Raw genomic sequence first — 11,218 nt, forward strand, 5'->3', positions numbered from 1 at the left:
ATAAGAAATAAAGAGTGGGCAGTGGAGAAGAAGGCTCGAGAAAATAATTGATACCAAGTCCTATACAAACGAGAAGCAATAAGACAATCAGCTGTTTTTTTGTGTACAAGATAAATCCTCCAATTCTTAATTATTGATGTGATTAAGCATAACAAAAAGGTACAATAAAAGCATCATATGTCAGGATAAGGAGACTAGCATGCAAATTATTGTAACCAGTAATACTCAAGAAGATAGCTTAACACCTAAGGAAAAGCAGATTACCAGTGTTGCTCTGCTCAATATTGTCAGCCTGGTCAATGGCTTGACTACCGGAAAAGAAATGGTCATGAACCCTTTACCGGATGATGCACTTGGTTTTGACATCCACTTTTCTCATGAGGCTTCAGAAGAAGAGAAACAGAACTTCTCCGGTCGGGTAGTCAGACAACTAGATACTTTTTTCATGATGGCTGAGTTGGATTATTCAACTAAAATTGACTGAAAATACAAACAAGCACATAGACAAGGTAAATGAACCTGTCATGTGCTTGATTTGTCTTTGTGGACATTTATTTTCTTGATTCGGTAATCAGGGGCACAAGAAGAAGACCGGAAATCAATACAAACGACAATCCCGCAAGACCCAATGCAATGTTTGATTTTGTCGTTGCCATCACGTAAATATTGACGAGAAGAAACCCGAAAAGAATCAACCGCAAAAGAGTGGAACTGACTTTATTATTAGAGTGTTCAGGCTGCAATCAAAGGTCCTCCTCAAAGATATATAGTAGTAATACACTAGCCTCACTTCATGATATTTCTGACCCCGCCTCTAGGATTCTCAACATCACCTTTATAGCGGGGAATCAGGTGAAAATGAGCATGCCGCACGGACTGTCCGGCAGCTGGGCCACAATTCGCTCCGATATTGTAAGCGTCAGGTCCATGTTCCTTGTCGACGAGTGCCTTGGCCTGCATGAGCAAGTCATTGACTCCCTGCTGCTCTTCTGGAGTCATGCCAAAAAAGTCTGGCGTGTGGCGTTTAGTAATAATTAGAAAATGTCCTGGTGAAGAGGGAGACTCGTCATAATACCCCGCCGCCACATCATTTTCAATGAGAAAGGCTTCTTTTTCTTTATTGCAGTAGTAACAATCAGTCATTTAGCTATCTCCTTCATCATTTTTGTTATCTTCAATTGAATCTTTCTCGGTCACTCTTACCCAGACTTCGTTACGCCGGGCTGTTGGAAGAGTGAACGGGCCATTATACACTGCGACCATGAAGTCGGAATCTGTCTGATAGCCTTTACCTTCCAGCCACTGTGTCAGCTTATTCATCATTCGAAGCTCTTTGCCTTCTCTGGTCCGTCCAGAATAGCAAACAGCCGCAAAGAGACCTTCTTCAAATTTACGGACCGTCAAATTGGGATTGTTGGGATTAGGGATATGATCACGATATTTTTCAGGGACAACAAAAGCCATTTTCTTTGTTTCTTTCGATTTGTTCTGAATAACTGGGACAGTCATGGGAATCTTCTCGTCCATCTTGTTATCACTGGAGATATACTTAAACAGTGTACCGAATCCTTTATTAAGTTCGGGATCCTTAGAGTTCTCATATTCAACAACGTAAAAATCGGTATACCTTCTTAGCTCACACTCGTCTTCTTTCGTCAGCACATGATACTCGGGCGATTCATATTTGCTCATAAGATCACTCCATTCACTATCCAGTCGAGCTTCGTATATATTATACCATCACCGTAGGACTTTCTTCACGAATCAGCTCTTGCAGACGCTCGTCTTGAGAGGGGTCAGCTTGTATAAAAGTTTACTCCCGGTATGAAAAAAGTATTAACAGATTCTGGGGGATGTGCTATACTAGTGAATGTTCCGGCTAGGTGGTGGAATGGTAGACACGCCAGACTCAGAATCTGGTGAGCGTAACGCTCGTGAGGGTTCAACTCCCTTCCTGGCCATAATTTAATACAAATGAATTTTCAGAAAGACTGACGTGTACCCTCAAATATAGAAGGTGCGCGCTTTTTTTATGTTTCGATTTTTATTTAAAAGCCGTTACCAGCATACACATTTAGAACGGAATGCCCGACTGTCCTATTTAGTCTGTGCCAGTTTTCTGATAAAATACAAGTCAAAGATAAGACGTGAAACGTACGGAAAGAAGGAGAGGTAAGGCATGAGAATTTTACATACTGCGGACTGGCACATTGGAAAAATCGTCAATGAGTTTTCGATGCTTGAAGATCAGGCAGAGGTTCTGCACCGACTGGTCGATGAGGTCAAGAAATTAGATGTCGATGTCCTGATCATGGCAGGCGACTTGTATGACCGGGCGATTCCTCCTAAAGAGGCGGTCATTCTGGCTACGGAGATTTTCACTCGTCTGATTCGCGAAGCGGGGATACCGGTCCTGGCTATCGCAGGAAATCATGACAGCAATGAACGGCTGGAATACGGTGCGGATTTGCTTTCGACCAGCCAGCTGTACATTGAAGGCACACTCAAAAAAGATATCCGGAAAGTAACGCTCAAAGGCGCTAATTTTTATCTCCTGCCGTTTGCGGATCATGTCGCTATTCGAAAACTGCTGGGTAATGATGAAATCAAGGATCTGCAGGATGCGACACGCGTCCAGATCGAGTCGATTAAAGAAAAAATGAACCCGGATGAGTTGAATATATTGATTGCCCATGGGTATGTAGTGAACGGTGGAAAAGAGTCGGTGGAAGATTCCGATTCAGAACGCCCGTTAAGCATCGGGACGGCAGAATACGTTGATGTCAATTTGTTTGATGCCTTCGACTACGTTGCCCTCGGCCATCTGCACAAAGCTCAGAAGGTCAAATCAGACCGGGTCCGTTACAGTGGATCACCTGTGAAGTATTCAAAATCAGAAGCCGGACATAAGAAGCAGCATCTGCTGGTCGATCTGAAAAAAGACATGATCGATGTGCAGACGATTCCGACCAATCCTAAACGGGACCTGCGGGTGGTAAGAGGGTTCTTTGATGAACTGATGCAGGATGAATCAGAAGATTATGTTTTCTTCGAGCTGGAGGATAAAGGGTACGTCATGGACGCGATGCATCAGCTGAGACGGCGCTACCCTTACGCTATGGGACTTGAATATTTATCCAAAAAAGACAGGCAGCCTAAAGAAACGACACGTACCCATCAGCTGGCCGACAAGAAGGATGTCCTGGAACTCTTCAATGATTTTTACGAGAATTTCAAGGACGAGCCGCTGGATGATGAGCGAAAACAGGTGGTTAACGGCGTCTGGGAAGATGTTCAGAAAGGAGGAGAGTAGATGCGTCCATTAAAACTCAAAATGAGCGCCTTTGGACCCTATAAAGGAGAAGTCGAAATCGATTTTACAGCGTTCAATCAATCTGCCCTCTTTCTGGTCAGTGGACCGACGGGGGCAGGGAAAACGACGATTTTCGATGCGATTGCCTATGCCCTATTTGACAAACCATCAAAGGATGGTCGTGAAAAAGATACATATAAATCCGATCATGCGAAAGATACGGATCTCTGTTACGTAGAGCTGGAGTTTGAACTGGGACAGAAACGGTATTCCGTCAGACGGGAACCGAATCAGACCGGTCCGGGAACGCGGACAAAAACCAAGCAGGTCGCAGCCAGTGTTGCATTTCATAATGGGGATCAGGTCACCACTAAAATCAATGAAGCCAATAAAGAAATCGAAGCACTTCTGGGACTGACTCATGACCAGTTCAGGCAGATCGTCATGCTGCCTCAGGGGGACTTTCGGCGCATGCTTGATTCGAACAGTGCGGACAAGGAAAAGATTTTCCGGAATATTTTCCAGACAGACCAGTTTGAAGCCTTTCAGGAGAAACTTAAAGAACAGGCCAAAGTGCTTAAACAAGAAAGAGACAGTTATGCTCAGGCAGTCAGTCTGGCTTTTCAGTCGATCGAGATCAAAGACAATCAGACGCTGGAAAAAGCCATCGACCAGTTCGACATTCCAACAGTACTGGAAGAGACGACCAGACTCATCGAAACAGATGCTAAGCACCTCACTGAACTCAAGCAGAAAATCGGAAATCTTCAGGAAGAAAGAACAGCTACTGAGCGACTGATCGAATACCTTGAGAAGAAGGCAGCTCTCGATAAAGAAAAAATCGAGCTGGATGCGACTGAAAAAGTAGTGGCGGATTACAAGGAACAGCTGGCTAAAAACGATGAAGCACAAAAACTTGTAGAGGCAAAAAAGAGAGAACATGATCTGGCCCAGGAGTTAAAAGACGAACAGATAAAACGGAACGACTTGTCTGACAAGCAGAAGAGTTTGACTGATTCTCTTGCTGAAGCGGAAAAACAGAAGGCCCTGGTTCAGGACGAACTGAGTAAGCTGGATCGTGTCAGAGAAGCGATTCAGACACTGAAAAAAGAGCTGGAACGCATGAGCGAAGTGGAGAAGACAGAAGAAGCAATCAGTCAGGCAGAAAAACAGCTGAAGGAAAACCGCTTAAGACAGGCTTCGATTAAAGAAAAAATGGAAGCAGTCAAGCAGGCCGTCCAGTCTCAGCAGGATGAGCTGAAGGAACTTCAACACATCAAAAGCAGTTTTCCAGATAGCTATGATCGAATCGGCAAGCTGAAAGATAAAAAATCAGAAGCCATGCAGAGACTCGAAAAACTGAAGGAACTGTGCGATTTGAGAAAAGAAGGTGCTGAAGTTAAGCAGGTCTTTTCAAAAGCCAACAAGGACCTCAAGCAGGCGACAGAAAGACTGGATGAAGCCAAGTCAGCGTATTACAGCAATATCGCCGTGGTTCTGGCAGGAGATCTTGAACAGAACGAACCTTGTCCGGTCTGCGGTGGAACGGATCACCCTAAAAAAGCTCACGCAGCAGCTGATTCAGTATCTAAAGAAGACGTCGATCGTCTGGAGAAATTAAAAGCAGATACTGAAGCCCGCTATAATCGGATCGGTGTTCATCTGCAGCAGCTTTCGGAAGCAGTCGGTAAGCGGTGCAAGGAACTTGGCATTGAGCATACGGACGCGGATGAAGCGTTTGAACAGACGAAGAAAAGCTGTCGTGAATTGACAGACGAACTGAATAAGCTGGAAGAAGATCTGAAGCAGAAACAGAAGCGGGTGGAAACTGAAGGCAAGCTGACAGAAAAACTGGAGGCTCTTCAAAAAGAGGAACGAGAGTTGTCCGAAGCACGCGTTCAGCTGGCATCAGACGAGCAGCATATGACTAGGCGGATTGGTGAGCTGAGTGAATTATGCAGTGAACTGAAAGCAGCTGTATCCTATGACTCTGAGAAGCAGGTCAAAGAATCCATCGCAGAAAAAGAAGCACTGATCAGAAAAACTGAGCAGGCAGCTTCAGATAATCAGTCACTTGTCCAGGATCTAAGCAGCAGGCAGTCTGCTAATAAGCAGGCGATCAAACTGACGGAGGAAAGCATCAATAAGCTGACTGACAAACATTCAGAGGCGCGAATTCACTTTGAACATAGACTTCAAGAAAGTAAGCTGGACGATAGCTTCGAGTCCCTCGTTCTAGAACACGAGACAGCTGACAAGATGCAGCGAGCGATCAATGATTATGAGAAAGCTAGACACAGCCTTACTGTTCAAATGAAAGAAGTCCAGGCGCATCTGGATAAGGAAGACAAGCTCCTGCCGGTTGATGATTACCGTGATCAGTGCGAGTCGATTATTGAAAGGTTGCCGGACCTGGAAGAAAATCGGGATGACCTGGTCAAAACAGTAAATCAGAATCAGCGTGCAGTCGAAACGATTACCATTCATCAGGGCAAGAGCGATGAACTGGAAAAAGACTACCGGATATATACTGAACTGGCCATGATGGCAGGTGGTACAAGTAATGAAACGGACCGGATCTCATTCGAACGGTATGTCCTCGGGATTTACTTCGATGAAATTCTGATCGCTGCCAACGAACGCTTTGGAGAAATGACCAATAACCGCTATGAGCTGCAGAGGAAGATGGATGCGGCCAAAGGGAATAAACCCAAAGGGCTGGATATGGACGTGTTCGACTACGAAACAGGCAAAGTGAGAGGGGTCAACACGCTATCCGGTGGGGAATCGTTTAAAGCCTCCCTTGCACTGGCTCTGGGACTCAGCGATGTGATCCAAAGTCAGAGCGGCGGGGTCAGTGTCGACACCCTCTTTATTGATGAAGGATTCGGGACGCTGGATTCCGATTCTCTGGACAAAGCCATCGAAACATTACTCGATTTACAGGAACGCGGCAGACTAGTGGGAATCATTTCTCACGTGGATGAACTGAAGACCCGCATCCCTTCTCATATTATTGTCGAACGGACGACTGCCGGAAGCCAAGTCAGTGTCCAGACAGTATAGTAAAAGTTTAGATCTATCATATTAAACCAATTAAAAGGAGACTTACTCATGACAACATCAGACAAGCGCATTTTAAATTCTATACAGGCACCAGCAGCAATCGGACCTTACTCACAGGCGGTCATATTCGGAAATACCGTTTACGTTTCGGGTCAGCTGCCGATCGATGCGGAAGCAGGAAAAATCACAGCTGAAACAGCCAAGGAACAGACAAGACAATCATTGAAAAACATTGAGTATATCCTGGCAGAAGAAAACCTGACGCTTTCTGATGTCCTAAAAGTCACTGTACTTCTAAGCGACATTTCCAACTTCCAGGACATGAACGAGGTATACTCAGAATTTTTCAAAGAGCCTTTCCCGGCACGCGTTGCTTATGAAGTAGCCGCACTTCCAGCTGGCGCATTAGTTGAAATCGACGTTATTGCAGGAAAGGCTGACTAAGTAGTCGGACACCTTAATAAACACAGAAAAGACCCTTTCCAGCAGCTATAGTTGCTTTGGAAAGGGTCTTTACATGTTATTCAAGTAACCAGTTATGTCCGGTCGGAATAGAGACCAGTATTGAAAGTGAGAGGAGTCATCTCATCGTTTAGATTTCTACTGTACTTATATAGAGTAAATAGAAAAATGGGCAAACTTATTATGAATACCAGACTGCTTATATTTAAAGCTGTAGTAAGTTCATCGATCAACTGTTCAGTTACAATAGCCGTTTCTGGTACTTCATCGACAGGTATAAGTAATAGTGAAAAAAGAAGTAAGTTATGTAGTACATGCATGAAAATTGGATAGATGAGTTTCTTAGTTTTTAAATAGACTAGACCATAAATCAACCCTCCAATGAGTTGAGGCACAATTAATGAATCGAAGTGTATGAGTCCAAACACTAGCGAACTCAGCACAAGGGCACGGATATTGCTGCTTCTCTCAGCCCACTTATTCAAGATGATTCCTCTAAAAATAATTTCTTCTATAACTGGAGCAAAGAGGACGGCACCGATCATGGATCTGGGGCTTAATTTAGGTGAACTTGATGTATCATTCATAAGCGCTTCTACTTGGGCTAGAAACGTAGGCTGGAGCAAAGTGAGGCGTAGAATCAGCCCGGCGAATGAAAAATAAATAAGCAGTCTACCTGCAGATAGGGCAGCTGAAAAGACAGTCAGTTTTCTTTTCATGGATAAATCTCCAATAATCGAATGGAGAGAGACATCTGCTTTTTTCAGTTCTCTAATTACAAAGAGAGATATCGATAAAGTAATACCGAATTCCAGAACTAAGCTCAATACTCCTTGAGGGATAGAGTGAGAAAACAGATAGATAGCTACGCCACTAATTACGATCAGAAATCCAAAAAATATAGCTAGCTTTACTAATGAGAACCTATGTAGAGACTGGGTCAAATGGATCGCTCCTTTAGATTAGTGTGGTTATGTAATATATAATTTTTTATTAGGTGTATTATACCGAAAAGAAGGGTTAGTAACAATGACATAACACAAAAACCGATTTGTATTTACCGGACATTTATATTATATTAGTCTGAAAAAGACGAACAGTAGAGGATGAAACGGATGAGTGAGCAGTACAATAAAAAAATTGATTCAATCACTAAAGACTTAAGACCGGAACTTCAGGAGCTGAGCGAGTATATCTATGCTAATCCTGAACTGGGTCACGAAGAGTTTCTGTCATCAAAGGCTCATGTGGAATTGCTTGAAAAACATGGATTTGATGTGGAATACCCTTATCTGGGAATCGGTACAGCGTTCAGAGCGGTTTATAAAGGAGAAAAAGAAGGACCAACCCTTGCCTACTTGTCTGAATATGATGCCCTTCCTGGTATCGGACATGGTTGTGGGCATAATCTGCTCGGGGCGACCGATACTGGGGCGGGACTAGCCTTGTCCAAACTGGTTGATGAGGCAGGTGGGACAGTGGTTGTCCTAGGAACGCCGGCAGAGGAGACTAATGGAGATAAAGTGACTATGGCGGATGCCGGAACCTTTGACGATGTAGATATTGCATTCTGTACTCACCCATCTGACAGTTATCAGGCCAGTGGCACGTCCATGGCCATGGAAGCCATTGAATTCAGATTCTATGGACAGACCGCTCATGCAGCTGCCTCACCTTTCGAGGGAAAAAATGCCCTTGATGCCTGCATCAACTTCTTCAATAATGTCAGTTCACTCCGCCAGCAGATTCACCCGAGCGCACGCGTTCATGGTGTCATCAAAGAAGGCGGAGAGGCAGCGAACGTGATTCCGGACTATACGAGAGCCGAGTTTTACGTTAGAGCAATGGATATGCCTTACTTGAATGAGCTGCGTGAAAAAGTCATTCGCTGTGCAGAAGCCGGAGCACTAGCTGCGGACTGCCGAATGGAATGGGGTCACTATGAAGCAGCCTACAAGAATATGATCACAAATGAGACGCTGTCTTCCTTATATAATGAGAAGATGTCAGAGCTTGGCATTCAAATGATTACTGATGAGCGGGATTCTATGGGGTCAATGGATGTGGGAAATGTCAGTCAGGTTGTTCCGGCAATAAATCCATATTTTGAAATCACTAATGGCAAATCCGTTTCAGCACACACGACTGAATTTAGAGACTGCACGCTGACTGAAGAAGCGTATCAGGGAATGGAAAAAACCATTGCCGGACTGACCCATACTGCTCTAGCACTTATTACAGACCCCGACATGCTGCAGCGCGTGAAGGATGAATTTGAAGCAAACGTAGACTAAATTGCAGGACCGACCAATGCTTAAGACTGTCCCTACATCCCATGTTCAGAAATCAAATCTGAATATGGGCTGATGATAAAAGTCGAGACATTGGTCGGTTTTTTTTTGCTTAAAACTAAACGTTTAATTCGATTTAAAAATGGGCACTCAAATGTGACATTAGTTAGAAGAATCATCAGTCACCTTGAAGTCTCTAATCATCTGAACTAGAATAAACAAGTATAGAAGAGTGAATAAAATGAATATATCACTATAAATCATACTAATGAATTTAAATGCAAGTGAATCTGTTTTTATTGCACATTAATCAACACCATTAAATACGAAAAGGAGGGAATCACATGGATAAACGTCTAAAAATCACTGCTGGGATAGCCATGGCAGTGGGAATTATCATTGTGGCAGTCATGACTTTTTCATTCATAGTCAATGTAGTAATGAACGATGCAGCTGCCGATTATGAGCAGCCATCAGATGAGTACGTGACGTTAACTGTAGAAGATGTGAGAGAGTAGCGAGTACAAAAGGAGTATTCTCGATGAAACGACAGGATAAAATCATATACATACTTGGCTCACTTTCAGTGGTGATGTTCATGCTTCTATTTCTAGGAGGCATTGCTTTTTTCATGACGAATCGAAGTGACTCAGCCAATCAGAATCATGCAAGGCGGGAACAGGAACGTCAGGCGGAATTGATACAATCCGTACAGACACTGGAAGTCACTGAAACAGAACCGGAAGTAACTGATATTATTTGGGAGTCTAGAAGAGAAGGAACTGTCTTCTGGACAAATCAGTCAAATGAAGAAAACAGCATTCCTTTTTACATAACATCTGAGGAAGATGTCGATTACCACCCGGAGGCAATCGGTGAATACCCGGTGAACTACCCACCACTTAAATCCTTTGGATTTTGAAGTGGGGGCTTCCTACGAACTCCATTCTTATCTGCACAGACTTCATACAGACAGTGGAATCGGATATGGGTAGGCTCAAAAGGCAGTCCCTGCCTCATTGATTTTCTTTTACTTGGCCAACGCCAAGAGGTTCTTGCTGGCATTGATATCTCTGTCAAGGTATTCCCCGCAATTCGGGCAGTCCCACTCCCGGATGTTGAGCGGCTTCTTGCCGTCTCGGTGTCCGCAACTCGAACAAACCTGACTGGACGGATAAAATCGGTCTGCTTTGATAAGTGTCCGTCCTTTTTGCTTGGATTTATATTCTAATTGGCGGACGAATTCATACCATCCTGCATCACCAATGCTTTTTGCCAGTTTATGATTTTTCATCAGGTTCTTACTGGACAACGTTTCGATTACAATGACTTGGTTTTCGTCTGTAATCTTTTTGGATAGTTTGTGCAAGAAATCTCTGCGCTGATTGGCAATCTTCTCGTGCTTTTTGGCCACTTGAATGCGTGCTTTATTGCGGTTCTTACCGCCTTTTTGTTTGCGGGATAATGACCGTTGCGCCTTCTTCAGCTTCTTTTCGGACTTGTACAGCGGTTTTGGATTTTTGTGCTTCTCAGTCTCCCCTAAATCATTGGTGGTGATCGCAAAATCCGAAATACCCAAATCAATCCCGATCTTCCGTTCAACTAATTGGGGCGTTTCGTCCGCTGATTCCACAAGAATGGATATAAAATATTTTCCCGATTTATTCATTGATATCGTACATGATTTAATCTTGCCTTGAAAAGTACGATGCTGGACAAGCTTTACACATCCGATTTTAGGCAGTTTGATCTTACCATCTTCAATTCGGATATTTCCCCCTTGATTGTTGGTGGTATAACTCGCTTTTGAACGGTGTTTGGATTTGAATTTTGGAAATCCAATGGATTTATCCCGGAAGAAATTTTTGTAGGCTCGTTCCAAATTCTGCTGAGCGTTCGCCAAAGCCAGACTATCAACCGCTTTCATAAAAGGAAACGCTTCTTTGTACTGAGCGGGCGTATTGTTGAGCATTTGTTTCGTCAATTTATAGTGGTCGATCTTGTCGCTAAGCATTTGGTTATAAATGAAGCGGGCACAACCAAAACAGTTCGCAAAATAGTTTTTTTGTTCTTCATTTGGGTAGAG

At 43.7% G+C, this 11,218-nt stretch carries 12 protein-coding genes and 1 tRNA gene; 8 read left to right on the forward strand and 5 right to left on the reverse strand.

What is annotated here, in order from left to right; translation table 11 throughout:
• Positions 1-199: 199 nt before the first annotated feature.
• Positions 200-484, forward strand: coding sequence for a hypothetical protein (locus BMX79_RS05080; RefSeq protein ID WP_091479870.1), 285 nt, complete (start codon positions 200-202; stop codon positions 482-484).
• A 67-nt stretch (positions 485-551) separates the two neighbouring features.
• Here the strand turns inward: BMX79_RS05080 and BMX79_RS05085 are convergent, their stop codons facing one another.
• From BMX79_RS05085 to BMX79_RS05095, 3 genes are read right to left on the reverse strand one after another with little or no spacing between them, the layout of a single operon-like run.
• On the reverse strand, positions 552-743 hold the full coding sequence (locus tag BMX79_RS05085; protein ID WP_091479872.1) for a hypothetical protein: 192 nt from the start codon (positions 741-743) through the stop codon (positions 552-554).
• 43 nt (positions 744-786) lie between these two features.
• Positions 787-1,143: an HIT family protein gene (locus BMX79_RS05090; protein WP_091479875.1), complete on the reverse strand. Its 357-nt coding sequence runs from the start codon at positions 1,141-1,143 to the stop codon at positions 787-789.
• Complete coding sequence (locus BMX79_RS05095; protein WP_091479878.1) at positions 1,144-1,692, reverse strand: SOUL family heme-binding protein; 549 nt, start codon at positions 1,690-1,692, stop codon at positions 1,144-1,146.
• A gap of 185 nt (positions 1,693-1,877) precedes the next feature.
• On the opposite strand from BMX79_RS05095, the gene BMX79_RS05100 reads away from it, so the two are divergent.
• From BMX79_RS05100 to BMX79_RS05115, 4 genes are all read left to right on the forward strand, one after another.
• Positions 1,878-1,961 (forward strand) — tRNA-Leu (locus tag BMX79_RS05100).
• Positions 1,962-2,179: 218 nt separating this feature from the next.
• Positions 2,180-3,313: an exonuclease SbcCD subunit D gene (locus BMX79_RS05105; RefSeq protein ID WP_091479881.1), complete on the forward strand. Its 1,134-nt coding sequence runs from the start codon at positions 2,180-2,182 to the stop codon at positions 3,311-3,313.
• Positions 3,314-6,379, forward strand: coding sequence for an AAA family ATPase (locus BMX79_RS05110; RefSeq protein ID WP_091479884.1), 3,066 nt, complete (start codon positions 3,314-3,316; stop codon positions 6,377-6,379).
• A gap of 48 nt (positions 6,380-6,427) precedes the next feature.
• A complete protein-coding gene (locus BMX79_RS05115) occupies positions 6,428-6,823 on the forward strand; it encodes a Rid family detoxifying hydrolase (protein WP_091479887.1) in 396 nt (131 codons plus the stop codon).
• A gap of 92 nt (positions 6,824-6,915) precedes the next feature.
• Here the strand turns inward: BMX79_RS05115 and BMX79_RS05120 are convergent, their stop codons facing one another.
• Positions 6,916-7,785, reverse strand: a complete 870-nt coding sequence (locus tag BMX79_RS05120; protein WP_091479890.1) for a CPBP family intramembrane glutamic endopeptidase — start codon at positions 7,783-7,785, stop codon at positions 6,916-6,918.
• A gap of 171 nt (positions 7,786-7,956) precedes the next feature.
• Here BMX79_RS05120 and BMX79_RS05125 point away from each other — a divergent pair, with 171 nt between their 5' ends.
• The 3 genes from BMX79_RS05125 to BMX79_RS05130 all read left to right on the forward strand — a co-directional run bounded on the left by BMX79_RS05125 (position 7,957) and on the right by BMX79_RS05130 (position 10,054).
• Complete coding sequence (locus BMX79_RS05125) at positions 7,957-9,135, forward strand: M20 family metallopeptidase (protein WP_218025347.1); 1,179 nt, start codon at positions 7,957-7,959, stop codon at positions 9,133-9,135.
• Between the two features lie 341 nt (positions 9,136-9,476).
• Entirely contained in the window at positions 9,477-9,650 is a 174-nt protein-coding gene (locus tag BMX79_RS12505) for a hypothetical protein (RefSeq protein ID WP_170230966.1), read from the forward strand.
• A 23-nt stretch (positions 9,651-9,673) separates the two neighbouring features.
• Positions 9,674-10,054, forward strand: coding sequence for a hypothetical protein (locus BMX79_RS05130; protein WP_091479895.1), 381 nt, complete (start codon positions 9,674-9,676; stop codon positions 10,052-10,054).
• 108 nt (positions 10,055-10,162) lie between these two features.
• Here BMX79_RS05130 and tnpB read toward each other — a convergent pair.
• On the reverse strand, positions 10,163-11,218 hold a 1,056-nt coding region (tnpB, locus tag BMX79_RS05135), incomplete at its 5' end, for an IS200/IS605 family element RNA-guided endonuclease TnpB (protein ID WP_091479897.1).

Origin of the sequence: Alkalibacterium pelagium, from assembly GCF_900109325.1 — a bacterium.
Taxonomy (GTDB): domain Bacteria; phylum Bacillota; class Bacilli; order Lactobacillales; family Carnobacteriaceae_A; genus Alkalibacterium; species Alkalibacterium pelagium.